The sequence below is a fragment of the Phycicoccus sp. Soil748 genome (assembly GCF_001428025.1).
GTDB lineage: Bacteria > Actinomycetota > Actinomycetes > Actinomycetales > Dermatophilaceae > Pedococcus.
In genome coordinates this window covers 51,371-76,624 of record NZ_LMSC01000001.1, presented here as the reverse complement: position 1 = coordinate 76,624, position 25,254 = coordinate 51,371, and the positions used below count along the sequence as shown (strand labels likewise).

Here is a 25,254-nt window from a genome sequence, read left to right as displayed (position 1 = left end):
CCGTTTCAGCGGTGTCCAAGGAGGGCATCGGGTCCACGTTCACGCTGTCGATGCCGCTGCAGGGGCGCGGTGACCCCGATCCCGCCCGCCCTGCTGCCGTTGGCGGCGGACCTCGGCCACCGTCCCGAGTCGCCCGGCCGCGACGGACACCTCGATGAAGGAGAGCAGTGAAAGCACACTTCCGGCTCGACACACACCCGGTCGCGGATGCGGCGAACGTCGTCGAGGGCGACCACTACCGGATCACGGTCCTCGACCCCGGGCTGGTGCGGCTGGAGTACAGCCCCACGGGTGAGTTCGAGGACCGTGCCTCGCAGATGGCCCTCAACCGCGCCTTCCCACCGTGCGACTTCACGCTGACCCGCGGCGACGGTCCCGAGGGGCAGCTGGAGATCAGCACCGACCGGCTGCACCTGACGTACGACTGCGGCGAGTTCACCACCCACGGACTGTCGGTGCGCGCCAAGGGCGGCTTCCACTCCAACGACAGCGTCTGGCGCTACGGCGTCGACAGCCCCAACCTCGGGGGCACGGCCCGCACCCTCGACGACGTCGACGGCGCCATCGAGCTGGAGGGCGGCGTGCTCGCCTACGACGGCGTCGCCATGGTGGACGACTCCTCGACGGTCCTGCTCACCGACGAGGGCTGGATCGCCTCGCGCCGCAACGGAAACCTCGACCTGTACGTCTTCGCCTTCGGCCGTGACTTCACGCGCGCGCTCGAGGCGCTCTACACCCTCACGGGCCCGGCGCCGGTCCTGCCGCGCTACGCCCTGGGCAACTGGTGGAGCCGCTACCACCCGTACTCCGCCGACGAGTACCTCGCGCTGATGGACCGGTTCCGCGACGAGCACGTGCCCCTGTCCGTCGCCGTCATCGACATGGACTGGCACCTCGTCGACATCGACCCGCGGTACGGCAGCGGCTGGACGGGCTACACCTGGAACACCGACCTCTTCCCGGACCCGCAGGCGTTCCTCGACGGACTGCACGAGCGTGGCCTGGCGACGTCGCTCAACGTGCACCCGGCCGAGGGCGTCCACGCCCACGAGAAGGCCTACCGGGCCATGGCCGAGCGCGTCGGCGTCGACCCGGAGTCCGAGGTGGCGGTGGCATTCGACCCCACCGACCCCGACTTCCTCGAGGCCTACTTCGAGGAGCTGCACCACCCGCTGGAGCGCGAGGGCGTCGACTTCTGGTGGCTCGACTGGCAGCAGGGCGGCGTCACCCGGGTGCCGGGTCTGGACCCGCTGTGGCTGCTCAACCACTTCCACTACCTCGACTCCGGCCGCGACGGCCGGCGCCCGCTGACCTTCTCGCGCTACGCCGGCATCGGCAGCCACCGTTACCCGATCGGGTTCTCCGGCGACACCGTCATCTCGTGGGAGTCCCTCGACTTCCAACCCCGTTTCACCGCAACGGCCTCCAACGCCGGGTACGGCTGGTGGAGCCACGACATCGGCGGGCACTTCAAGGGCTACAAGGACGACGAGCTCGCGACCCGGTGGGTGCAGCTCGGCGTCTTCTCCCCGGTCAACCGCCTCCACTCGGGACTGAACCCGTTCAACACCAAGGAGCCCTGGCGCTTCGGGGCGCGGGCGCGCGAGGTGATGTCGGAGTTCCTGCGGCTGCGCCACCAGCTGCTGCCCTACCTCGCCACCATGAACGTCCGGGCGCACGAGGGCCGCCCGGTCGTCGAGCCCATGTACTACTCCCACCCCGACGAGCCGGCTGCCTACAGCGTGCCCAACCAGTTCATGTTCGGCACCGAGCTGCTCGTCGCCCCCATCACCACGCCCGCCGACCGGGAGACCGGGCTCGCCCGGGTCAAGGCCTGGCTGCCCGAGGGGGAGTGGGTCGACGTGTTCACCGGCACCACGTACCGCGGTGGTCGCTCACTGCACCTGTACCGCGACCTCGGCTCGATCCCGGTGCTCGCGCGGGCCGGTGCCGTGGTGCCGATGGTCTCGGCCGACGCCGTGACCTTCGGCACCGACCTGCCCTCGCGGGTCGAGGTCCGCGTGCACGCCGGTGCCGACGGCGCGTTCACCCTCGTCGAGGACCGCGACGACTCACGCTGGGCCCGCACCCACCTGTCATGGGACGACGCCGCGGGCAGCCTCACGGTGCACGACGTCGAGGGAGACGCCTCGACCCCGCCTGTCGACCGCAGCTACGAGACCGTCGTCGTGGGTGGCGGGCAGGACGTCGTGGCAAGGGTCTTCGACGTCCTGGACCGCGCCCAGACGGGGTTCGAGCTCAAGGCCGCGGCGTACGACGCGGTCCGCGCCAGCGCCACGCCCGCGGACGCCCTGGTCGCGCTGCAGGCGCTCGAGGTCTCACCGTTCCTGCTCGGCGCGGTGTCGGAGCTGCTGCTGGCCCGCTGAACGCGGCGCGAGGGCAGCCCCGGTCCGGGGTGAGGTGAGCGCGGCGTCAGCCGAACAGGGTCCCGTCGCTGATCGCCTCGGCGTCCGCGCGCAGGTCGGCGTCGCGGACGGTGAAGCCGTCGCCCACCCGGGCGCGCAGGCGGCGTACGAGCTCGTCATGGACCGCCCCGACAGGCTGGCCCGCGAGCTCGTCGCGGACCTCGCGCAACGTGGCCCGCAGCACTGCGTTGGCCGCGTCGAGCCGGGCGACGTCCTCGTCCTCGATCATCATGCCCACGGTCCCCGGGGCGAACTCGAACCGCGTCACGGGGCAAACCTGCCGTGTCAGACCCAGCTGGGGAACCACATCCGCAGCGACCACTGGTCCTGCGGGATGACCTGGGCGGTGTAGATCGGCCAGAAGAACGCGAAGATCGCCAGGGTGAGCAGGCAGTAGGCGCCCACGACGTAGAGGCCGACCTCGCGCCGGCGCCGCGACGCGGTGCGGGTGCCGAGCGCCAGGCCGAGCACGAACACCACGGCCAGCACGACCCACGGCTCGAACGCGACCGTGTAGAAGGAGTAGATGGTCCGCTCCTCGAGGTCGAACCAGGGCAGGTAGCCGCCGACCAGGCCCATGAGGACGGCCCCGGCGCGCCAGTCGCGGCGGAAGAGCAGGTAGTAGAGGAGCACGATGATCGCGGCTGCGCCCAGCCACCAGATGGAGACGGTGCCGATCGAGGTGATCGCCTTGGAGCACTGCGCGACGGTGCAGCCGTCCTCACCGCGCTTGGGCCCCTCGTAGAAGAACGACGTCGGCCGGCCCTGGACGACCCACGACCACGGGTTGGTGCGGTAGGGGTGGTCGTCGTTGAGCGTGATGTGGAACTTCAGGATCTCCTGGTGGTAGTGCCACAGCGAGCGCACCGCATCGGGGACCCAGGGCGCCTCCTTCGAGGGGTGGACCGCGCCCCACTGCCGGTCGTACCCGAGGGGGGAGCGGAACCACCCGACCCACGACACGAGGTAGGTGACGAGGGTGGCGCCGACCATGACGAGCGCGGCCCACAGGCCGTCGCGGACGACCATGCCGGAGAACCGCCGACCCACCCCGACGGCCCGACGGGCGCCGAGGTCCCACCAGACCGTCATGAGCCCGAACGCGACGAGGAAGAACAGCCCCGACCACTTGGTGCCGGTGGCGAGCCCGAGACAGATGCCTGCGACCCAGCGCCACGGTCGCCAGCCCAGCCAGGGCCCGAGCCCCGTCGCGAGCTGGCGCGGGGTCATGGCCGCGGCCTTCTCGGCGAGGATGGCGCGGGTGCGGTCGCGGTCGATGAGGAGCGCGCAGAAGGCCGCGAGCGCCCAGAACATGACGATGAGGTCGAGCAGCCCGGTGCGCGACTGGACGAAGTGGTGCCCCTCGAACGCGAGCAGGAACGCCGCCAGCGTGCCGAGCAGCGACGACCCGAAGAGGCGACGCGCGGCGCGCCCGATCATGAGGATCGACAAGGTGCCGAGGACGCAGACCGAGAAGCGCCAGCCCCACGACGAGGTCGTGCCGAAGAGGTGCTCCCCGACCGCGATGATCCACTTGCCGACGGGTGGGTGGACCACGAGGTCGCCCTCGGTGCCGAAGACGTCGGGCGTGCCACGGGTGAACAGCTCGTCCGGCTTCTTGAGCGAGTCGGGGACCCGCATCTCCACGCCGTACTCGAGCATCGAGACGCCCTGCTTGACGTAGTAGGTCTCGTCGAACACCAGCTGGTGTGGGCGGTCGAGCGACCAGAAGCGCATGAGGCCACCGACCACGGCGAAGAACAGGGGGCCGAGCCAGCCCCAGAGCGTGTCGGTGGGCCGGAACCCGAGCAGGCGTGATCGCAGCTCGTCCGTCCGGGTCATGCGCGACATCGTATGCACAGCAGGCCTGACAGGATGACCGACGTGACACCACAGCCAGAGGCAGGCGTCCTCGTCCTCGCGGCCACCCCCATCGGCGACCCGCGGGACGCCGCGCCCCGGCTGGCGGCCGAGCTCACGTCCGCCGACGTGGTGGCTGCGGAGGACACGCGGCGGCTGCGGCGGCTGTGCGCCGAGCTGGGTGTGACGCCCGGGGGCGCCGTCCTCAGCTACCACGAGCACAACGAGGCCTCCCGGACGCCGGAGCTCGTCGAGCGCCTGCGCGCCGGCGAGCGGGTGGTCGTCGTGACCGATGCCGGCATGCCGTCGGTGTCGGACCCCGGGTACCGCCTGGTCGACGCCGCGGTGGCCGCCGGCGTCCGGGTGACCTGCGTTCCCGGGCCCAGCGCGGTGCTGATGGCGCTCGCGGTGTCGGGGCTCCCCGTCGACCGCTTCTGCTTCGAGGGCTTCCTGCCGCGCAAGGCCGGTGAGCGCGGGCGCGTGCTGGCGGCCCTGGCCGACGAGCGTCGCACCATGGTGTTCTTCGAGGCGCCGCACCGCATCGAGGCGAGCCTGCAGGCGATGGCGGAGGCCTGGGGCGGCGACCGGCGCGCGGCCGTGTGCCGCGAGCTCACCAAGACCTACGAGGAGGTCCGCCGCGGCGGCCTCGCCGAGCTCGCTGCCTGGGCCGCCGACGGGGTGCGCGGTGAGATCACCGTCGTCGTGGCCGGCGCGACCCCGAGGGTGACCTCGGTGGACGAGGCGCTGCCCGCCATACGGGAGCGCGTCGAGGCGGGGGAGCGGCTCAAGGACGTGTGCGCCGACGTCGCCGCCGCGACGGGACTGTCCAAGAAGACCCTCTACGACGCCTACGTCCAACTGGGGTGATTCGGGCGTATCGTGCCCGGCACGGGGGCGCGGAAGGGGTGCCTCCCATCTCACGGAGGTCACCCATGTCCCGTCCGCCACGTCGCGCCCTCGCGGCCGTCGTCCCGCTCGCCGTCGCCCTCGGGCTCGCCGGCTGTGGTTCCGAGAAGGAGCCGGCCGCAGCGAGCGGTTCCTCGAAGTCGTCGTCGTCGAGCAGCACCACCACCGAGGCCAAGCCGCCCTCGGCCTCCGAGCTCTACGCGCAGGCCCGCAAGACCGCCCTCGCCTCCGAGAGCGGCCACATCTCGGGCGAGTTCACCGATGCCGGTGACACCCTGTCGATCGACCTCGCCGGCACCGTCGACGGCAGCAACCAGAGCCTCGAGCTGGGCCAGGGCGCCGACTCCAAGATCACGATCCTCACCGTCGGCGGCAAGAACTACCTGTCGGCCACCGAGGACTTCTGGGCCCAGCAGGTGGGTGCGACCCGGGCGAAGACCCTGCGGGACAAGTACGTGAACCTGCCTGCCGCGCAGGCGAAGGAGTTCGGCGACCTGACGATCAAGGGCATGCTCACGGACATGTTCGACGACAAGGAGCTGAGCGTCCTCGAGGGCGCCGACACCCGGGTCTCCAAGACCACCGTCGACGGCGCGGACGCCTGGAAGCTCACCGAGCGGTCCGGCGGCGACGGGGCGGCGCTGCTCGTCTCGGCCGACGGCAAGGCGACGCTGCTGCGCATCGAGGGCCCCAAGGACAGCCCGGGAAAGCTCGACTTCAGCGAGTGGGACAAGGTCCCGGCCGTCACGGCTCCGGCGCCCAGCAAGGTCATCGACCTGCCGAAGAAGTAGGCAGCCTCACTGCCGGGATCGCGCCGGCCCGGCCGCGGCGCGCCCTCCTCAGGACAGGAACGACAGGTGGTCCTTGAGGAGGGCGTAGCCGACGAACGCCACGACGTCGAGCACGGTGTGCGCGACCACGAGCGGTCCGACCCGCTTGGTCCGCGTGTAGACCCAGCCGAAGAACAGCCCCATGACGATGTTGCCGACGAAGCCGCCGAAGCCCTGGTAGAGGTGGTAGCTGCCGCGGATCAGGGCCGAGGTGACGACCACGGCCGGGAGGGACCAGCCGGCCTGCTGCCAGCGGGTGAAGAGGTAGCCGATCATGACCACCTCCTCGAGCGCCGCGTTCTGGACGGCCGCGAGGACGAGCACGGGCACCGTCCACCAGTGGTCGGTCAGGTTCGCCGCCGCGACGGTGGTGTTCGCGCCGAAGGCCTTGGCCGCGGCGTACAGCCCGAGCCCGGGCAGGCCCACGGCGGCGGCGAGGGCCAGGCCGCGGAGCAGGTCCTGACCGGGCCGGCGCAGGTCTGCCCCGATCGCGTGGTGTGCGTCGGGGCGCTCACGCCGCAGGAGGTGCAGGGCCAGGGCGACCGGCACGAGCGGCAGGACGATCCGCGCCAGCTGGTAGGCGAGGTCGAGCCAGGGCCGGTCGGGGGTGACCGACGAGTTCATCGTCGTCGTCTGCTGGTTGAGGGCCACCTGCTGGGTGAGCTTGTCGACGAGCTGGAGCACCGAGTAGATGGCGGAGGCGCCCAGGCTGACACCGAGGACCAGGACCGTCTCGGTGACCAGGCTGCGGCGTGACAGCGGGGTGGAGACGGTCATGGGGCCAGTCTCTCCGCTGACGCTGGATGGTTCATGCGAGGGCGGGCCTTCGGTCGCGGACGGGTCAGTCATGGGCGGCCCGTCGGTCGCGGACGGGTCAGGCAAGGGCGGCCCTTCGGTCGCGCCGCCGCCGCCAGCGGCGGACCTTCAGCCACAGCCAGATGAGCAGCCAGGCGAGGGCCACGAGCAGGAGCACCACGAGCACCGGGACGAACACGGCCACGAGGCTGAGCCCGACCGAAGCCCCGTCCTCGACTGTCGAGGCGACCGGCGCCCCGAACCCGAGCGTGCCGGCGTTGATCGCCGGCCGGGCGACGGTCTTGCCGGTGTGGACGAGGCCGGACACCAGGACGCCGAGGACGACGCCTACCCACGGGTGCGTGGTCATCCAGGTCGACCGGTCGAGGTCCTCAGCGGCCGACGTGGCGGCGAACACCAGTCCGCCCGACGTGGGCCGGATGAAGGTCTGCACAGCGTCGTTGACCGTGTCGACAGCGGGGATCTTGTCGAGGACCACCTCGGCGAGCAACAGGACCACGCCGATGCCGATGGCCCACCACGACTCGACCCAGGCGTAGGACTGCGGCAGCGTGATGACGTCGCTGAAGCGGGCGATGAGGGCGACGAGCAGGAAGGGGATGTAGGCGTTGAGCCCCGCGGCCGCGGACAGCCCCATGCCGGTCAGCGCGGCGATCATCGGCGACCTCCTGTGGACGGGCGGGTGCGCCCGTGGGGACATGTCTACTCGACCCGGCGTGGTGCCGCGCGCGAGGAGGCGCGCGGGTCGGCGGGCCCTGGATATNCCGAAAGTTGGGGGCGCTGGCGGAGGGGAGGGGCTGGATACCGGGCGAGTGGCCGAAAGTTGGCGGCGCTGGCGGAGGGGAGGGGCTGGATACCGGGCGAGTGGCCGAAAGTTGGGGGCGGGGGGCGGGGGGCGGAAGGGGGGTGGGCGCTCAGCGTTCGTCGCGACCGGGGAAGTGGCGCCGCCACTGCGGGTCCAGCCGGCGCGGCACCCGTATGCCGTGCGTGCGCATGGCCGCCGCCACGCGAGCCAGCACGCCGGCCGGATCGCCGTACACCTGCGAGGCCAACACCACGACGAAGCTCCAGCCCTCCGACTCCAGGTCCTCGCGACGCAGCAGGTCGCTCTCCCACTGCCCCTGCCGTTCGATGTGGTGGCGGCCGTCGAACTCGATGCCCAGCCGCTGGTCCGGGAACGACAGGTCGATGCGGTACCGCACGCGCCCGTCCTGGTCCGCGACGTCGATGTTGACGACCGGCTCGGGCAACCCCGCGAGCACCAGAAGCATGCGCAGCCGTGACTTTATCGGCGAGTCGACGCGGTCACGGACGAATGCCGCCGCCCGCCGCACCAGCGTCCGGTGCGTGCCGTCCCACGTCGCGGCGGCATCGACGAGCCGTTGGGGAGTGGTCGCGCCCGCACGGACGAGCGAGTCGCCGAGGACCACGAGGTCGACGAGGTCGCACCACCGGCCGAGGTCGAGGAACGTCCGTTCCGCAGACGTCATCGGCAGCCCCCGCCGGGTCACGGGCACCGGCATGCGCACGACTCGGTGCGGGCGTATGCCGGCCACCTTGGGGCGGTGGACCCTGGGCACCGTGAGGTGGACGTCGGAGGAGTCCGGCGGCACCCCGCCCCAGAGCCGAGCCGCCGTGTGGTGCGTGACGACGGCGGTCGGGGGCGAGATGGTCAGCGCTGCCAGCGCCCTCATCACCAGGGTCGGGGCGACATCGGCGGAGAGGTGGACGCCCCAGAAGACCTGGTGGTACGCGGAGCTGGCGAGCGCGGCGTCGTCGATGCCCGCCCGAAGCGCCTCGGCGCGGGTGAACGGGAGCCGCGGGTCGAGGGTGCGGAGGGGAAGCTTGCGACGAGGCACCGTCCCACGGTCCCCGATGACGGGGCGGCGCGGTTCGTGTTGTCCACAGGCTTCCGCGGCGTTGCCCCGCCCAGCTCTCGGGCGAGTGGTCGAAAGTTGGGGCGCACGGGTAGGGCAGGCGCTGGATACCGGGCGAGTGGCCGAAAGTCGGGGAGGCCACGTGGCGCAGGTGAGGGGGACGGTCGCGGGGAGGGGAGGGGAGAGGGGTGGTGGGTTGGTGCGGGCGGAAGTTCGGGGCGTGGGTGGTCCCCCTAGGATTCGGGGGTGAGCAAAGTCCTGTCTGCCGTCGCCTGGCCGTACGCCAACGGCCCCCGGCACCTCGGCCACGTGGCCGGGTTCGCCGTGCCCTCCGACGTGTTCAGCCGCTACATGCGGATGGCCGGCCACGACGTGCTCATGGTCAGCGGGTCCGACGAGCACGGCACACCGATCCTCGTCCTCGCCGACCAGCAGGGCGTGACCGCGCGCGAGCTCGTCGACAAGAACCACGCGATCATCGCCCACGAGCTCGCCGACCTCGGCTGCTCCTACGACCTCTACACCCGCACCACGACGGACAACCACTACTCGGTCGCGCAGGAGCTGTTCACCCAGGTCTGGAAGAACGGCTACATGGTCGAGCAGACCACCCGCGGCGCGATCTCGCCGTCGACCGGCCGCACGCTGCCCGACCGCTACATCGAGGGCACCTGCCCGATCTGCTCCTACCCCGAGGCCCGCGGCGACCAGTGCGACAACTGCGGCAACCAGCTCGACCCCACCGAGCTCATCAACCCGCGGTCGAAGGTCAACGGCGAGACGCCGGAGTTCATCGAGACGCAGCACTTCTTCCTCGACCTGCCCGCGCTCGCCGACGCCCTGCGCGAGTGGCTCGAGGACCGCGAGGCGAGCGGCACGTGGCGCCCCAACGTCATCAAGTTCAGCCTCAACATCCTCGACGACATCCGCCCGCGCGCCATGACCCGCGACATCGACTGGGGCATCCCGGTGCCGCTCGACGGCTGGCGCGACCAGCCCACCAAGCGGCTCTACGTCTGGTTCGACGCGGTCGTCGGTTACCTGTCGGCCTCGGTCGAGTGGGCTCGCCGCCTCGGGGAGCCGGAGCGCTGGCGCGAGTGGTGGAACGACCCCGAGGCCGTGTCCTACTACTTCATGGGCAAGGACAACATCACCTTCCACTCCCAGATCTGGCCGGCCGAGCTGCTCGGGTATGCCGGGCGCGGCGACAAGGGCGGTGAGCCCGGCACGTTCGGTGAGCTCAACCTGCCGACCGAGGTGGTGTCGAGCGAGTACCTCACCATGGAGGGCAAGCAGTTCTCGACCTCCCGGGGCTACGTCATCTACATCCGCGACGTGCTCGAGCGCTACGGCCCCGACGCCATCCGCTACTTCATCTGCGCGGCCGGCCCGGAGAACGCCGACGCCAACTTCACGTGGGCGGAGTTCGTGCAGCGCAACAACTCCGAGCTGGTCGCGGGCTGGGGCAACCTCGTCAACCGCACCGCAGCCATGGTGGCCAAGAACTTCGGGGAGGTCCCGGCGCCCGGGGACCTCGAGCCGGTGGACGAAGCCGTCCGCGCCAAGGTGCTGGCCGCGTTCGACACCGTGGGTGGGCTGCTGGCCCGGCAGAGGGTCAAGGCGGCGGTGGCCGAGGCCATGCGCACCGTCGGCGAGGTCAACAAGTACGTCACCGACACCGAGCCGTTCAAGCTCAAGGGCGACGAACAGCGCGAGCGCCTGGCCACGGTCCTGCACACGCTGGTGCAGTGCGTGAGCGACCTCAACACCATCCTCAGCCCGTTCCTGCCGCACTCGGCCAACGCCGTGCACGCGGCCCTCGGTGGCAGCGGCGAGTTCATGCCGATGCCCGTGGTGCAGCAGGTGTCCGGGCTCGACGACGACGCCGACCGCACCTACCCGGTGGTCACGGGGGAGTACACCGCGACACCGTCGTGGGCGTCTCGACCGGTGGACGTCGGCGCGACGGTGGTCAAGCCCACACCGATCTTCACCAAGCTGGACGAGTCGGTCGTCGAGGAAGAGCTCGCGCGGCTCGAGCAGAGCTGAGGCGCGGCCGCTGATGGCACCCCACGACAACCCCAGCCGATCCGGCCACGGGCGGGTGCCGACGGCCCCGGACCCGCTGCCGATCCCGGTCGTGGACAACCACACCCACCTCGACATCGCCCGCGACGGCGAACCGGCGCCGGACGTCGCGACGGCCGTCGCCCAGGCAGCGGCCGTGGGGGTCGACCGGATGGTGCAGATCGGGTGCGACCTGCCGGGCGCGAGGTTCACCGTCGAGGTCGTCGACCAGCACCCGGCGATGCTCGGAGGAGTGGCCCTGCACCCCAACGAGGCGCCACGGCTGGCGGCGACCGGCGGGCTCGCCGATGCCTACGCGGAGATCGAGTCGCTGGCGGCCCACCCGCGGGTGCGGGTCATCGGTGAGACGGGACTCGACTACTACCGGACGGGCCCCGATGGCGTTGCCGCACAACTGGACTCGTTCCGCTGGCACATCGATCTCGCCAAGCGCACCGGCAAGGCGCTGCAGATCCACGACCGCGACGCCCACGACGACGTGCTGCGGATCCTCGAGGAGGAGGGTGCGCCCGAGAAGACGGTGCTCCACTGCTTCTCCGGCGACATGGCGATGGCGCGGACGTGCGCCGAGCGGGGCTACTTCCTGTCCTTCGCCGGCACCGTGACCTTCAAGAACGCCAACGGCCTGCGCGACGCCCTGGCGGTCACGCCGCTCGACCGCCTCCTCGTCGAGACCGACGCGCCGTACCTCACCCCCGTCCCGTGGCGGGGCGCGACCAACGCGCCGTACCTCGTGCCCCTCACCGTGCGCGGGATGGCGGGTGTCCTGGGCGTGGCCGTGCCGACGCTCTGCCAGGCCCTCAGCGACAACTCCGAGAGCGTGTACGGCCCCTGGTGAGAGGCCCTCGGGGCTCAGCCTCGGTAATGGCCTCCGGGGTGGCGTCGGGAGTGGCGTCGGCACTGACGTGACGGCGCATTACTCCTGTGGCGGATGTGGCGCGGGCAGTTGGGCAAAGCCTGAAGGTTCCGTTATCGAAATTTGACCTTTCGGCGAACGGCGGTCATGGTGGATGACTGTTGGCCGGGGTCGGACCCTCCGGGCGACGCGAGCGGGGGTGCTCACACCGTCTGGAAATGGCGGGCCCGGGCACCCCTCTTCCTTTGCCGGGCGACCACCGGCGGCACGGGGACGCGGCGCCACCACCGATGCCCGGGGAGATCGAACTCTGGAGCATTGTGATCACCCGTCCCGTTCGGCGTATCGCCCAAGCAGCGGTGGTGACGACCCTCGTCGCCGGAGCCGTTGGCGTCTCTCACTTCGACAAGTCCGTCACCCTCTCGGTGGACGGCAAGGCCTCCACCGTGCACGCCTTCGGCAGCACGGTCGGCGACGTCCTCGCGAGGCAGGACATCAAGCTCACCTCGCACGACGTGGTCGTGCCCGCCCCCACCGCGAAGGTGTCCGACGGCCAGAAGATCGTCGTGCGCTACGGGCGCAAGCTGACCGTGACCGTCGACGGTGCGACCCGCGAGTACTGGACCACCGCCACCTCGGTCGAGGCGGCGCTGCAGGAGCTGGGCATCCGTGCCGACTCCGCCAAGCTCTCCACCTCGCGCTCCATGACGCTGGGTCGCAGCGGCCTGGCGCTCTCCGTGACCACGCCCAAGGACGTCGTCGTCCGCGTGGACGGCAAGAACCTCGCCGAGACCACGACCAGCACCACCGTCGGTGCGGCCCTCAAGGAGCTCGGCGTCACCTTCGACTCCAACGACCGGGTGTACCCCGCCCTGTCGCGTCCGGTGACCAAGGGTCTCAAGATCGCCGTCGCTCGCGTCTCCACCGCGACCGTCAAGACGACCGTGCCGATCGCCGCCCCGGTCTCCAGGAAGTCCGACTCCAGCCTCTTCAAGGGCCAGAGCAAGGTCGTCCAGAACGGCGCGGACGGCGCGAAGGTCGCCACCTGGCGCGTCACCAAGGTCGACGGCAAGGTCAAGAGCAGGAAGTGGCTCACCTCCGTCGTGACCCAACGTCCCGTCACCCGCGTCATCGCGGTGGGCACCAAGGCGCGTCCTGTCGCAACGCCTCCGCCACCGTCCGCGGGCAACACCTCCGGTGCCGGGATCAACCTCTCCAACGCCGCCATGTGGGACCGCATCGCCCAGTGCGAGTCGACCGGCAACTGGTCGATCAACACCGGCAACGGCTACTACGGCGGCCTGCAGTTCGACCTGCAGACCTGGCTCGGCGCCGGCGGCGGCGACTTCGCCTCCCGCCCCGACCTCGCCTCCCGCGAGGAGCAGATCACGGTGGCCAACCGCGTCTACGCCGACCGCGGCCTCTCCCCTTGGGGCTGCGCCCACGCGGCCTGAGTCCCTCGGCAACACCCAGCAGCACCACGGCGCCCCCGACCAGCCGGTCGGGGGCGCTGTCGCGTCCGGACCGCCTCCCTGCCTCCCCTAGAGTTCTCGCCATGGCGGAGCAGACCAGCGGCTACCTCGGGGCCGCGCAGATCCGCGAGATCGCTGCCGGGCTGGGGATGCGCCCGACCAAGCAGTGGGGCCAGAACTTCGTCGTCGACGCCAACACGGTCAAGCGCATCGTGCGGGTCGCCGGTGTCGGGCCGGACGACAGCGTCGTCGAGGTGGGTCCCGGCCTTGGCTCCCTGACGCTGGCGCTGCTGCCCGAGGTCGGCCACGTCACCGCCGTCGAGGTCGACCCGACGCTCGCCGAGGCCCTGCCCGGCACCGTGCAACGGCTGGCCCCCGCGTACGCCGACCGGCTGACCCTGGTGCACGCCGACGCCATGCAGGTGCGCGAGCTCCCCGACCCGCAGCCGACGGCGCTGGTCGCCAACCTGCCCTACAACGTCTCCGTGCCCGTGGTTCTCACCTTCCTGGAGTCCTTCCCGACCCTGGAGCGCGTCCTCGTGATGGTGCAGCTCGAGGTCGCCGAGCGGCTCGCCGCAGCCCCCGGCTCCAAGGCCTACGGCGTGCCGAGCGTCAAGGCCGCCTGGTATGCGGCGGTGCGGCTCGCGGGGACGGTGCCCCGCAGCGTGTTCTGGCCGGTACCGAACGTCGAGTCGGGCCTCGTGCTGCTCGAGCGACGCGACCCCCCGTCGACCGACGCCTCCCGTCGAGATGTCTTCACGTGCATCGACGCGGCCTTCGCCCAGCGCCGCAAGACGTTGCGCGCAGCCCTGGCCGGCTGGGCCGGCTCAGCCGTACGGGCCGAGGAGTGCCTGCGCGCCGCAGGGATCGACCCGCGCACCCGTGGCGAGCAGCTCGGCATAGAGGAGTTCGCCGCCGTCGCCTCCGCCCGTGCCGCCCTCGGCGACTGAGCCCGCCCGCGGACGCGATCCAGGCGCTCTGCCCGGCCGAGCCGACCCGGAGCGCGTCAGCGCAGGAGGCAGGTGACGATCCCGGGGCCAGCTTGGCTCCCGACCAGCGCCGTGGCCCGGGCCCGTCCCACGTTCCACTCCAGCCAGTCGGTGCCACCGCCCGCCCCGGCCGGGCAGGTGACGCCCGGCGCGGTCACGCCGACCAGCGCCGGCGCTGCGTCGGGGGAGAGGTCCGCGAGGTACTGGTAGTCGACGGGCGTGGTGGCCTCGGTGCGCGACAGGTTGTGCTCCGCGATCCAGAGGTCCGGGTTGAGGACGGCGAGCCCCAGGAGGCCGACTGCGCCGAGCCGTACCGCCGCCGGCACGAGCCAGTCGCGGGCCCGCGCCACGCGGGTGGCCAGCACCAGCAGCAGCACAACCCCGAGCCAGCCCTCGAAGACGGACACGAGCAGGCGCAGCCGGGTGAACCCGTACGCCTCCTCGTAAAGGCTCATCCGGTGCAGGGCGGAGGCGACGACGACGAGCGTCATCACGCACAGCGCTCCGAGGGCGACGTCACGCCGCCGGCCGGGCGCGGCCTTGCGGGCAGCCCAGGCGACCACGGTGAGGGTGAGGATCGTGGCCACCGTGAGCTGGCCGAAGCCTTGGTGCACGTAGTCGGCGTACGTGAGTCCCGTGGTCCGCTGGAGGTAGTCGTGGCCGCCGAACAGGGCCGTCGCCTGGGCGACGAGGAAGAGGGCGAAGACCGCGTTGACGACGCTCACGGGTGCCAGCCACTCGAAGTCGCGCCGGCTCTGCCGCAGTGGCAGCTGGAGGCGGTCGACCGCCGGCGGCGCCAGGCCGACGAAGGCGGCGGCCAGGGTGCCCGCTGCCACGAAGACGGCCAGGACGGTGCGGGCCGGCAGGTCGTTCCAGGTGATGTCAGGGGTCAGGGCGTCGACCCACGAGGCGAACAGCGCGTCGGCGGAGGCGAACAGCGCCCCGAACACGAGGAGCAGGACGACGGAGATGAGTACGGCGCGGACGGCGGGCACCCACGCCTGGATGCTGCTGCGGGGTCGTACGGTGCGCCCCAGCCAGGGCAGGCCGCGGACCGCGGCCAGGGGCACCGCGACGGCCGAGGCGAACAGGCCCACGACGGTGCGGGCGCGGGTCGACCCGACCGCCACGAGGGCGAGCGCCGCGAGCAGGCACAGCACCGTGATCCACTCCGCGCTGCGCACGAACAGCGTCGCGAGCAGCAGGCCGGCTACGACCGCGTCGGCGGTGTCGAGCCGGGTCCAGCGGGCGGTGCGGCGCAGTGCCCGAGCCACGAGAACCGTTGCGACGACAGCGGCGAAGACCAGCGTGGTGCCGATGCCTGCCGTCCGGTTGGGCAGGACGGCAGCAGCGAGGACCCCGGTGGCCGCAGCCGCTGCCACCAGGCCGGGACGGCCGTCGCCGGCGTCGGGCCACACGGTGGCGACGGCGTCGCGGGCCGGGGCAGCCGGGGGCGGCTGGGACGGGGCCGGCGGGGTGAGCGTGCTCATGACGGGCTCCTTCGTGGTGACGGGTCGGTCGGGGTCGGAGGGCAGTAGCACCTGGATCCGGCAGCCCTGCTCGCTGTCGCCGACGGCGATGGTGCCGCCGTGCAGCTGGACGACCCAGCGCGAGATGGCCAGCCCGAGGCCGGTGCCGCTGGCGTGGGCTGCGCTGGTGGTGAACCGCTCGAAGACCAGGCCTCGCTCGGCAGGGGCGATCCCGGGTCCCTCGTCGATGACGTCGAGGCTCACCCGGCCCTCGCGCGCAGCGGCCACCACATGCACCTCGCCGCCGGGCGGGCTGTGCCGAGCCGCGTTGTCGAGCAGGTTGGCGAGCAGCTGGTGGAGCCGGTCTGGGTCTGCCGGCACCCGCAGGCCCGGCGGCTCGACGACGACGGTGTAGCGCAGGGAGTCGACCCGCGCCTGGGCGACGGCGTCGTCGAGCAGGTCGGTGACGTCGATGTCGGCGAGGCGCAGCGGCACCACGCCCTCCTCCACGCGCGACAGGTCGAGCAGGTCGCCGATGAGCCGGCCGAGGCGCTCGGTCTGGGCCAGGGCCGAGCGCAGCTCCTCCGGCCCGGGCTGGCTGACACCGTCGGCGAGGTTCTCCAGGACGGCCTGCAGGGCGGAGATCGGTGTGCGCAGCTCGTGCGAGACGTTGGCGACCAGGTCGCGCCGGTGCCGGTCGACGAGCTCGAGGGTGGCCGACATCCGGTTGAACGCCCGCGCCAGCTCACCCACCTCGTCACCCGAGGTGGCCCGAACCCGTTGCGAGTAGTCACCCTGCGCCATCCGCTGCGCCGCCACGGTCATCTCCCGCAGCGGGGACGTCATGCCGCGCGCCAGCAGCTGGGTCAGCACCAGCGCCACGCCGACGGCGAGCGGGACGGTCGCCCACGGCGAGACGCCGAGCCGGGTGCCCACGACGGCCAGCACCGAGGCGACCGTGATCGTCGCCGCGACCAGGAGCCCGAGCTTGGTCTTGATGGAGCGGGCCGGGTCGAGCGGGCGCAGGTCGTACCTCATGTGCCTGGCTCCAGTGCGTAGCCGACACCGTGCACGGTGCGCAGCCGATCCGCACCGAGCTTGCGGCGCAACGACTTCACGTGGCTGTCGACCGTGCGCGTGCCCGACGCGTCGGCCCATCCCCACACCTCCGCGAGCAGCGCCTCGCGGCTGAGAACGGTGCCGGGCCGGGCCGCGAGGCAGGTGAGGAGGTCGAACTCGGTCGGGGTGAGGTGGACCTCCTCGTCGCTCGCCCAGACCCGGCGCTGCGCGCCGTCGATGCGCAGGCCGTTGACGGTCGTGGGTGCCTGGCCTGCGGTCGCGGCGGCAGCGCGCTCGACCCGTCGCAGCAGCACCCGCAGCCGCGCCACGAGCTCGCGCATGGAGAACGGCTTGGTCATGTAGTCGTCCGCGCCGATGCCGAGCCCGACGAGCAGGTCGGTCTCGTCGTCGCGGGCGGTGAGCATGAGGACGGGCACGGGGCGCTCGGCCTGCAGCCGGCGGCACACCTCGAGGCCGTCGAGGCCGGGCAGCATGATGTCGAGCACGACGACGTGCGGCTCCCAGGCCGCGGCGACCTCGAGGGCGCCCAGCCCGTCGTGGACCTTCCGCGGCTCGAAGCCCTCGGCGGCCAGGCGCGCGGTGACGGCGTCGGCGATGGTCGGCTCGTCCTCGACGACGAGGACGCGGGGTGGCTGGCTCACGTCGTCGAGACTAGAAGGGCCGTGCGCAGCCCCGGCGGAGAACGTGTGGAGGTTCTGTGCAGATCCGCGGATCCGCAGCCCCTGCCCGTCCCCGTTAGGGTTGCCGCCATGACGTATGCCGAGCTCGCGCCGCCCCAGGTGACGGTGCGCGTCCCCGGCAAGGTCAACCTCGAGCTCATGGTCGGGGCGCCCCGTGAGGACGGCTACCACCCGCTGTCCACGGTGTTCCACGCCGTGAGCCTGTTCGACGAGGTGACCGTGGTCACCGCCGAGGAGTGGGGCGTCGGGGTCACCGGCCCGCAGTCGCTCGGCGTGCCCGTCGACGAGAGCAACCTGGCGCTGCGCGCGGCGCGGCTGCTTGCCGAGGTGGGCAAGGTCGCCGAGCCCGTGCACGTGAGCATCCGCAAGGACATCCCCGTCGCCGGGGGCATGGCCGGGGGCTCGGCCGACGCCGCCGCGACCCTCGTCGCCTGTGACCGGCTCTGGAGCCTGGCCCTGCCGCGCACCGAGCTCGAGCACCTCGCCGCCGAGCTCGGCAGCGACGTCCCCTTCCTGCTGTCCGGCGGCACCGCGATGGGGTCCGGCCGCGGTGAGGTCCTCGCCCCGGTCCTCGGGCGCGGCAGCTACCACTGGGTGTTCGCGCTGAGCGAGGGCGGCCTGTCCACCCCCGCGGTGTATGCCGAGTGCGACCGGCTCCGTGGCGACCGGCCCGTGCCGGCCCCCTCACCGAGCCCGGAGATGATGACCGCCCTGCGCTCCGGCGACCCCCGCGCCCTTGGGGAGGCGCTGAGCAACGACCTGCAGGCGGCCGCGATCTCGCTCATGCCGGCGCTCGGTGACGTCCTCGACGCCGGGCTGGAGTTCGGTGCGCTCGGCGGGGTCGTGTCGGGGTCCGGGCCGACGGTCGCGTTCCTGGCCGAGGACAACGAGGCCGCCATCGACCTCGCCGTCTCGCTGACGGCCTCGGGCGCGGTCCAGGACGTGCGCCGGGCGACGGGCCCCGCCCACGGCGCCCACGAGATCAGCGCCCCCAGGCCCGGGTGACGGTGTCCTGATGGCCAACCTCATCAGCGTCGAGCGCGCCTCGCTCGCCCTCGGCACCGCCCAGGTCCTCGACGAGGTCTCCCTCGGTGTGCTCGGCGGCGACCGGATCGGCGTCGTGGGCCGCAACGGCGGCGGCAAGACCACGCTGCTGCGCGTCCTCGCCGGCCAGCGCGAGGTCGACTCCGGTCGGGTGACGCGCGCCGGCGTCTCCAGCGTCGGCGTCCTCGCCCAGGACGACGTCCTCGACCCCGGGCACACGGTTCGTGAAGCGGTCCTCGGCGACCTGCCGGAGCACGTCTGGGCGGGCGACCCGCGGGTCCGCGACGTCCTGACCGGGCTGCTCGGTGGCATCGAGGCGCAGGCCGTGGGCGGGCTGGAAGCCACCATCGGCCCGATGTCCGGTGGTGAGCGGCGCCGCCTCGCGCTGGCCCGGCTGCTCGTGCAGGACCCGACCGTGCTCTTCCTCGACGAGCCGACGAACCACCTCGACGTCGAGGGCGTGGCGTGGCTGGCCGAGCACCTCGTGCGCCACCGCGCCCGCCCCGACAACGCCGTGGTCGCGATCACCCACGACCGCTGGTTCCTCGACGCGATCGCCACGAACACGTGGGAGGTCGTCGACGGCAAGGTCAACGCGTTCGAGGGCGGCTACGCCGCATACGTCCTCGCGAAGGCCGAGCGCGAGCGGATGGCCCAGGTGACCGCCGAGCGGCGCGACAACCTGCTCCGCAAGGAGCTCGCCTGGCTTCGTCGCGGGGCGCCCGCCCGCACCTCAAAGCCCAAGTTCCGCATCGAGGCCGCCAACACCCTGATCGCCGACGAGCCGCCGCCCCGCGACGACGTGGAGCTCATGCGGTTCGCGACGACGCGCCTCGGCAAGGACGTCGTCGACCTCCTCGACGCCACCGTCGCGCTCGGCGACCGGGTGCTCCTCGACCGGATCACGTGGCACCTCGCGCCGGGTGAGCGGGTCGGCATCGTCGGCGTCAACGGCGCGGGCAAGTCGACGCTGCTGCGCGCGGTCGCCGGCCAGCTGCCGCTCGCCTCGGGCAAGCGCAAGCAGGGCGTCACCGTGCGCCTCGCCTACCTCACGCAGGAGGTGCGCGAGCTGGAGCGGTATGCCGACTGGCGCGTCATCGAGGCCATCGAGGACGTGCGCAAGTACGTCCGGCTCGGGGCCAAGGAGGTCTCCGCGTCACAGCTCGCCCAGCGGCTCGGCTTCACCGGCGGCCGCCAGCAGACGCGGGTGTCCTCCCTCTCGGGTGGCGAGCGGCGCCGGCTCCAGCTGACCCGGCTGCTCATGGACGAGCCCAACGTCCTGCTGCTCGACGAACCCACCAACGACCTCGACATCGAGACGCTGACCTCCCTCGAGGACGTCCTCGACGGCTGGGCCGGCACGCTGCTGGTCGTCTCCCACGACCGCTACCTGCTCGAGCGCGTCTGCGACCGGCAGGTCGCCCTCCTCGGTGACGGCAGGGTCCGCGAGCTGCCGGGCGGGGTCGAGCAGTACCTCGAGCTGAGGCAGGAGGCGCTCGAGGCGTCGGCGCGCGCCGCCGCTGCAGCCTCGGCGTCCGCCGACACGGCACGCCCCGCTGCGGCAGCGGGCGCCCCCGGCGCCAGCCCTGCGGAGCTGCGGGAGGCGCGCAAGGACATGGCCCGCATCGAGAAGCAGCTCACCCGGCTCGGCCAGCGCGAGGAGAAGATCCACGCGGCGATGGCCGAGGCCGCGACCGACCACGCCAAGGTGCTCGAGCTCAACGGCCAGCTGCGGGAGGTCGTCGACGAGCGCGAGACCCTCGAGCTGGAGTGGCTCGCGGCGGCCGAGGTCGTCGGCTAGGTCCTCCGCCTAGGCCTCGAAGGGCGACAGCAGGCGCCGCAGCATCGCGGCGAGCTGCTCGCGGTCGGCGCCGGACAGCTCGGCGAGCAGCGCGCGCTCGCGGTCGAGCAGGTCGGCCATCGCGGCGTCGACCGCCTCCTGACCCTCGGGGGTGAGGCGGACGATGACGCCGCGGCGGTCGTGCGGGTCGGGGCTGCGGCCCACGAGGCCGCGACGCTCGAGCCGGTCGACGCGGTTGGTCATGGTGCCGCTGGTGACGAGCGTCTGGCGGATGAGCTGGCCGGGGGAGAGCTCGTAGGGGTCGCCCGCGCGGCGCAGGGCCGACAGCACGTCGAACTCCCATCCCTCGAGGTGGTGCAGGGCGAACGCCTGCGCGCGGTCGAGGTCGAGCCGCCGCGCGAGGCGGGACACGCGGGAGAGCACCTGCAGCGGTGCGACGTCGAGGTCGGGGCGCTCGCGACGCCAGGCGTCGACGATGCGGTCGACGTCGTCCGGCGGGGGAGCGGCGCCGGCGCCTCGAGGGGTCATGGCCCAACTGTACCCATCATCAAGTATCTTGATATCAAGATAAATCGGTGGCAGCATGGCGGCATGAACACGACCTGGGACCCGACGCAGTACGCCAAGTTCGCCGACCACCGCGGCCGTCCGTTCGTCGACCTCCTGGCGCGGGTGGGGGCGAATGAGCCCGCCCTCGTCGTCGACCTCGGCTGCGGCAACGGTCCGCTGACCCTCGGGCTGGCGGACCGCTGGCCCGGTGCGCGGGTCGTCGGCGTCGACCACTCACCCCAGATGCTCGCCGCTGCAAGGTCGCTCGACACGGCCGGGCGGGTCGAGTGGGTGGAGGCCGACCTCGCCGACTGGGACCCGGCGAGCCTGGGGCAGGCCCCTGACGTCATCGTCACCAACGCCACCCTGCAGTGGGTGCCCGGCCACCTCGAGCTCGTGCGGCACTGGGTCGAGGGGCTGGCACCGAACGGATGGTTCGCCATGCAGGTCCCCGGCAACCACGACGCACCGTCGCACGCCCTCATGCGGGCGACTGCCGCGGACCACCCCGCCGCCGACCGACTCGCGCCGGCACTCCAGCGGCTCGCGGTCCTCGACCCCGCCGACTACGTCGAAGCGCTGGGAGCCCTCGGCCTGGAGGTCGACGGATGGGAGACCACCTACCTCCACGTGCTCGATCCCCTTGCGCAGCAGGACAACCCGGCTCTGGAGTGGGTCCGTGGCACCGGCCTGCGACCGGTCCTGGAAGTGCTCACCGACGACGCGGAACGCGCCGCCTTCCTCGCCGACTACGACGCCAGGCTGCGCGCCGCCTACCCGCGCACGGCCATCGGGGTCGTGTTCCCGTTCCGGCGCGTCTTCGCCGTGGCGCACCGCCCGTCGGCTCCGCGGGCCTGAGCCGGGCTGCTACCTGGAAGCGGTGAGGCGCGGCTTGTTCTCCAGGTTGGCCAGGCCGTTCCACGCCAGGTTGACCAGGTGCGCGGCGACGTCGGCCTTCTTCATCTTGGGGGAGTCCAGCCACCACTGACCCGTCAGCGCCACCATGCCGACGAGCATCTGGGCGTAGAGCGGGGCGGTCCTGGGGTCCAGCTTCCGGCGCTTGAACTCCGCCGCGAGGATGTGCTCGACCTGGCTCGCCACGTCGGAGATGAGGCTGGCGAACGACCCGGTCGACTGCCCGGCGGGGCTGTCGCGCACGAGGATGCGGAAGCCGTCGGTCGAGCTCTCGATGTAGTCGAGCAGGGCGCTGGCCGCGCGCTCCAGCGTCTCGCGGCTGCCGAGGTCGGCGCTCAGGGCGCCGGTGATGCCGTCGAGGAGGGCGGCGATCTCCCGGTCGACAACGACGGCGTACAGGCCCTCCTTGCCCCCGAAGTGCTCGTAGACGACGGGCTTGGAGACCCCCGCCTTCGAGGAGATCTCCTCGACGGTGGTTGCCTCGAAACCCTTGTCGGCAAACAGTTTCCGGCCGACGTCGATGAGCTGCTCACGGCGCTGCTTGCCCGTCATCCGGGATCGGGCGCTCGTGCTCTTCTGCTTCTCCGGGGCGTCGGTCACACGGCTCATCATGCCCGCTGCCCTCGGCGGCGGTTGACCGTCCGCACATTGGCTACCCTGTGCTGGTCCCCGTGGGGGCGTTCCCCGGTTGGTCTGCTGGCAGGGCCCGCCTGACTTTGAATCAGGACAAGCGACGTAGGTTCGATTCCTACCCGGGGAGCCGAGCGAGCTGGCGGACGCGGCTCCTACCCGGGGAGCCGAGCGAGCGCAGCGAGCCGGCGCCCGACACCATCACTTCGCCGAGACCCTTGACGGGGCGGCTGCGGCTTCTCAGGATGGGAAGTGCCGTCGAGCAGTGTGCGGCCAGCGCGACTGCTCTGGCCCGGGGGCAGTCGGCTGGGTAGCTACTCGGGTGACCGGGAGCAGCCATGAGCACGACCCACTCCACCCCGCGTGACACGCCCGCGCACCCCGCGCCCGAACGCGCCGCCGACGGGACGACACCGCACCAGCCCGTCGAGCGGGCGCCGCTGAAGAACCTCACCGTCCGCGAGCTCCTGGGGCAGCTGACGCTGGTCGAGGACGAGCTGCGGGCGACGCCGTTCTGGATCAGCCCCGAGGGGAACCGCAGGGTCAACCCCGAGGTCGCCCAGCTGCTCGCCCGTCAGCGCGCCGTCGCCGAGCAGCTGCGCGCCAGGCGGGTCTCGTGGGCGTCGGCGGAGGGCAGTCGCCACCAGTCGGCGGCCTGGCCGCGGCCGCCCTGGGTGTGAGCGGCTGGGTATGAGCCGCCCGGGTGTGAGCCGACCGGGTACGCGCCGCCACCTCCACCACCTGGTGTAGTCCGCGCTCCCACGGAGGTCTGGACCGGTGGCCCGGCTCCAGGAGTCGAATGGTGCCCACGCGCGGGTTCTCGAGAGGTGCCGGACATGAGGTCGACGACGTCGTCAAGGATGCGGCATCTGGCTGCCGGGGTGGTCATGGGCCTGCTCGTGGTCGCGCAGGGGCTGGTGGCGTCCACCAGTGCTGAGGCCGCCCTGCTGGACACCCCGGCGCGCACCTGGGGCGTGGGTCCGGCCGACCCGACCGCGGCCACGGACGGGAGCCCGCGGGTCCTCGCGATCCTGCCGGTGGGCGACCGGATCGTGGTGGCGGGCACGTTCGACAGCGTCATCGACCCGGCGGGCAAGCTCTACCCGGCCAAGAACATCGCCGTCTTCTCCGCCAGTACTGGTGCCGCCGACCTGACCTTCGCCGGGTCCGCCAACAACACGGTGACGAGCCTGGCCACCGACGGCACGAGCACCGTGTACCTCGGCGGCACCTTCGGCGCGGTCAACGGTGAGGTCCGCAAGGGGCTGGCCGCGCTCGACCTGAACGCCGGCGGTCAGGTCCTGGGGTGGGCGCCGACGATCGTGGCCCCCGGGCAGGTCGACTCGCTCACCTACGCCGGCGGTGCGGTGTTCGCAGGGGGCAACTTCGCGGGCATCACGAGCACGGTTGCGGGCACGTCGGCCACCTCGCGCCCCTACCTCGCCAAGGTCGACGGGGTGACCGGAGCGGTGGCCGGCAGCTGGGTCCCCACCCCCAACGACCGGGTACGCAGCGTCACGCCTGCCGTGGACGGCACCGGCCGCCTCTTCGTCGGCGGCGATTTCACGACGGTCTCGGGGCGCGCCTCGACCAACAAGATCGCGGCCGTGGCGCAGGCGGGGACCGGTGCGCTCGACCCGACCTTCAAGGCCGTGGCGAACAGCCAGAAGACCTACTCGCCGGTCTACGACCTCGTCTCCGACGGCACGCGCCTCTACTCGGCTGTCGGCGGCAGCGGCGGTGCCTGCACGGCCATGAGCGCCACCACGGGTGCCCTGGCGTGGAGCGACCGCAGCAACGGCAACCTGCAGTCGGTGCGCCTCTCCGGCGGCCTGCTGTACTGCGGCGGCCACTTCAGCGGCACCGGCTCCTTCGCGGGGCAGGCGCGCCAGAAGCTCGCAGCGGTGACCCCGGCGACGGGTGCCCTGACCGCCTTCGCCCCCAACATCAACAGCAGCCAGGGTGTCTGGGCCATGGCCTCGGACGCGACCCGCGTCTACATCGGCGGCGACTTCAGCTCGGTCTCGGGGACGCCCCAGCCGCACTTCGCCATGTTCATCGACTCCGCGGCCCAGACCGCGCCGCAGGCGCCGGCCGGGGTGGTCGCCGCCGGGGGTGACGCGGTGGTCCACCTGTCGTGGTCGCCGCCGTCGAGCGACGGAGGGTCGGCGCTGACGAAGTACCGCCTGTACCGGGCCACGACCCCCGGCGGGGAGAACCTCGCCAAGACACCTCTGGCCAGCCTGTCGAAGACGACGCTGGCCTACGACGACCTCGCCGTGACCAACGGGACCACCTACTACTACGTGCTCGTCGCGACCAACGCGCTGGGGACCAGTCCGACCTCACCAGAGGTCGTCGCCAACCCGCACCAGGCTGTGGTCCTCACCGCCCCCGGTGCGCCGACGGGAGTGACGGCAGCCGCGGCACCCGGGTCGGTCAACGTGAGCTGGTCGCCCCCGGCGAGCACCGGCGGCACCTCGATCACGCAGTACCGCGTCTACCGCGGCACGACCGCCGGTGGTGAGGACCTGACCACCCCCGTCGCGACGACGACGGGCACGACGGTCGACGTCCCGACCAGCACCGCGGGCCAGACGTACTGGTACGTCGTCACGGCGGTCAACGCGGTGGGCGAGGGGCCGGCCTCGGCCGAGGCGAGCGCGGTGTCCCAGGCCGGGGGGCCGGGGGAGTGCCAGCTGTCGGGCAGCATCGACCCGACGGGGGCGCCGGTGCTCACGTGGACGATCCCCGCGGACGGCGGCTCGCCCATCACCAAGTACGTCGTCCTGCGCGACTCCGTGCGACTCGTCACCCTCTCGGCGACGCCGACCGGGCCCACGACCTACACGGACACGACGCTCACGCCGGGGTCCACCGGCGTCTACCAGGTCAAGGCCGTCAACGCCGTCGGCAGCGGCCCGCTGTCCTCGAAGGTGACGCTGACGGCTCCCTGAACGGCTCGG

The 25,254-nt window shown here is 72.3% G+C and carries 21 protein-coding genes and 1 tRNA gene; 13 read left to right on the top strand and 9 right to left on the bottom strand.

The window, feature by feature from the left end; all coding sequences use genetic code 11:
- Positions 1-167 precede the first annotated feature (167 nt).
- A complete protein-coding gene (locus ASG70_RS00325) occupies positions 168-2,387 on the top strand; it encodes a glycoside hydrolase family 31 protein (protein WP_056881880.1) in 2,220 nt (739 codons plus the stop codon).
- Between the two features lie 46 nt (positions 2,388-2,433).
- Here the strand turns inward: ASG70_RS00325 and ASG70_RS00320 are convergent, their stop codons facing one another.
- Together ASG70_RS00320 and ASG70_RS00315 are read right to left on the bottom strand one after the other, a co-directional pair.
- Positions 2,434-2,694, bottom strand: coding sequence for a hypothetical protein (locus ASG70_RS00320; protein ID WP_056881879.1), 261 nt, complete (start codon positions 2,692-2,694; stop codon positions 2,434-2,436).
- A 17-nt stretch (positions 2,695-2,711) separates the two neighbouring features.
- Positions 2,712-4,268, bottom strand: coding sequence for a dolichyl-phosphate-mannose--protein mannosyltransferase (locus ASG70_RS00315; RefSeq protein WP_056881878.1), 1,557 nt, complete (start codon positions 4,266-4,268; stop codon positions 2,712-2,714).
- A gap of 42 nt (positions 4,269-4,310) precedes the next feature.
- Between ASG70_RS00315 and rsmI the strand changes: the two genes are divergently transcribed.
- Positions 4,311-5,153, top strand: a complete 843-nt coding sequence (rsmI, locus tag ASG70_RS00310) for a 16S rRNA (cytidine(1402)-2'-O)-methyltransferase (RefSeq protein WP_235531273.1) — start codon at positions 4,311-4,313, stop codon at positions 5,151-5,153.
- A gap of 65 nt (positions 5,154-5,218) precedes the next feature.
- Positions 5,219-5,983, top strand: a complete 765-nt coding sequence (locus ASG70_RS00305) for a hypothetical protein (RefSeq protein WP_056881876.1) — start codon at positions 5,219-5,221, stop codon at positions 5,981-5,983.
- A gap of 48 nt (positions 5,984-6,031) precedes the next feature.
- Here ASG70_RS00305 and ASG70_RS00300 read toward each other — a convergent pair whose 3' ends face one another.
- From ASG70_RS00300 to ASG70_RS00290, 3 genes are all read right to left on the bottom strand, one after another.
- Entirely contained in the window at positions 6,032-6,799 is a 768-nt protein-coding gene (locus tag ASG70_RS00300) for a CPBP family intramembrane glutamic endopeptidase (RefSeq protein ID WP_056881875.1), read from the bottom strand.
- Positions 6,800-6,896: 97 nt separating this feature from the next.
- Positions 6,897-7,496, bottom strand: a complete 600-nt coding sequence (locus ASG70_RS00295; protein ID WP_056881874.1) for a DUF4126 domain-containing protein — start codon at positions 7,494-7,496, stop codon at positions 6,897-6,899.
- Positions 7,497-7,752: 256 nt separating this feature from the next.
- On the bottom strand, positions 7,753-8,697 hold the full coding sequence (locus tag ASG70_RS00290) for a hypothetical protein (RefSeq protein WP_056881873.1): 945 nt from the start codon (positions 8,695-8,697) through the stop codon (positions 7,753-7,755).
- 264 nt (positions 8,698-8,961) lie between these two features.
- Here ASG70_RS00290 and metG point away from each other — a divergent pair, with 264 nt between their 5' ends.
- From metG to rsmA, 4 genes are all read left to right on the top strand, one after another.
- Positions 8,962-10,764 carry a methionine--tRNA ligase gene (gene metG, locus ASG70_RS00285; protein WP_056881872.1) on the top strand — a complete coding sequence of 601 codons (1,803 nt, stop codon included), beginning with the start codon at positions 8,962-8,964 and terminating at the stop codon, positions 10,762-10,764.
- A 13-nt stretch (positions 10,765-10,777) separates the two neighbouring features.
- The gene (locus ASG70_RS00280; RefSeq protein ID WP_056881871.1) at positions 10,778-11,641 is read left to right on the top strand and encodes a TatD family hydrolase; all 864 of its coding nucleotides are present in this window, start codon (positions 10,778-10,780) and stop codon (positions 11,639-11,641) included.
- A gap of 380 nt (positions 11,642-12,021) precedes the next feature.
- Positions 12,022-13,113: a resuscitation-promoting factor gene (locus tag ASG70_RS00275; RefSeq protein ID WP_304437964.1), complete on the top strand. Its 1,092-nt coding sequence runs from the start codon at positions 12,022-12,024 to the stop codon at positions 13,111-13,113.
- A 101-nt stretch (positions 13,114-13,214) separates the two neighbouring features.
- Positions 13,215-14,081, top strand: a complete 867-nt coding sequence (gene rsmA, locus ASG70_RS00270) for a 16S rRNA (adenine(1518)-N(6)/adenine(1519)-N(6))-dimethyltransferase RsmA (protein ID WP_056881869.1) — start codon at positions 13,215-13,217, stop codon at positions 14,079-14,081.
- Between the two features lie 56 nt (positions 14,082-14,137).
- On the opposite strand, the gene ASG70_RS00265 is transcribed toward rsmA, so the two are convergent.
- Complete coding sequence (locus tag ASG70_RS00265; protein WP_056881868.1) at positions 14,138-16,627, bottom strand: DUF4153 domain-containing protein; 2,490 nt, start codon at positions 16,625-16,627, stop codon at positions 14,138-14,140.
- Positions 16,624-17,310: a response regulator transcription factor gene (locus ASG70_RS00260; protein WP_056881867.1), complete on the bottom strand. Its 687-nt coding sequence runs from the start codon at positions 17,308-17,310 to the stop codon at positions 16,624-16,626. The genes ASG70_RS00265 and ASG70_RS00260 overlap by 4 nt, the downstream gene beginning before the upstream one ends.
- Before the next feature lie 108 nt (positions 17,311-17,418).
- Between ASG70_RS00260 and ASG70_RS00255 the strand changes: the two genes are divergently transcribed.
- Entirely contained in the window at positions 17,419-18,354 is a 936-nt protein-coding gene (locus ASG70_RS00255; RefSeq protein WP_056881866.1) for a 4-(cytidine 5'-diphospho)-2-C-methyl-D-erythritol kinase, read from the top strand.
- A gap of 10 nt (positions 18,355-18,364) precedes the next feature.
- Positions 18,365-20,194, top strand: coding sequence for an ABC-F family ATP-binding cassette domain-containing protein (locus ASG70_RS00250; protein WP_056881865.1), 1,830 nt, complete (start codon positions 18,365-18,367; stop codon positions 20,192-20,194).
- Positions 20,195-20,203: 9 nt separating this feature from the next.
- Here the strand turns inward: ASG70_RS00250 and ASG70_RS00245 are convergent, their stop codons facing one another.
- Positions 20,204-20,722: a MarR family winged helix-turn-helix transcriptional regulator gene (locus ASG70_RS00245; protein WP_056881864.1), complete on the bottom strand. Its 519-nt coding sequence runs from the start codon at positions 20,720-20,722 to the stop codon at positions 20,204-20,206.
- A gap of 63 nt (positions 20,723-20,785) precedes the next feature.
- On the opposite strand from ASG70_RS00245, the gene ASG70_RS00240 reads away from it, so the two are divergent.
- Complete coding sequence (locus tag ASG70_RS00240; protein ID WP_056881863.1) at positions 20,786-21,601, top strand: methyltransferase domain-containing protein; 816 nt, start codon at positions 20,786-20,788, stop codon at positions 21,599-21,601.
- A gap of 9 nt (positions 21,602-21,610) precedes the next feature.
- Here the strand turns inward: ASG70_RS00240 and ASG70_RS00235 are convergent, their stop codons facing one another.
- Positions 21,611-22,210, bottom strand: a complete 600-nt coding sequence (locus ASG70_RS00235) for a TetR/AcrR family transcriptional regulator (protein WP_200949163.1) — start codon at positions 22,208-22,210, stop codon at positions 21,611-21,613.
- Positions 22,211-22,339: 129 nt separating this feature from the next.
- Here ASG70_RS00235 and ASG70_RS00230 point away from each other — a divergent pair.
- The 3 genes from ASG70_RS00230 to ASG70_RS00220 all read left to right on the top strand — a co-directional run bounded on the left by ASG70_RS00230 (position 22,340) and on the right by ASG70_RS00220 (position 25,245).
- Positions 22,340-22,418, top strand: a tRNA-Gln gene (locus ASG70_RS00230).
- Between the two features lie 208 nt (positions 22,419-22,626).
- The gene (locus tag ASG70_RS00225) at positions 22,627-22,968 is read left to right on the top strand and encodes a hypothetical protein (RefSeq protein WP_056881861.1); all 342 of its coding nucleotides are present in this window, start codon (positions 22,627-22,629) and stop codon (positions 22,966-22,968) included.
- A gap of 156 nt (positions 22,969-23,124) precedes the next feature.
- Positions 23,125-25,245, top strand: coding sequence for a fibronectin type III domain-containing protein (locus tag ASG70_RS00220; protein WP_156399746.1), 2,121 nt, complete (start codon positions 23,125-23,127; stop codon positions 25,243-25,245).
- Positions 25,246-25,254 lie beyond the last annotated feature (9 nt).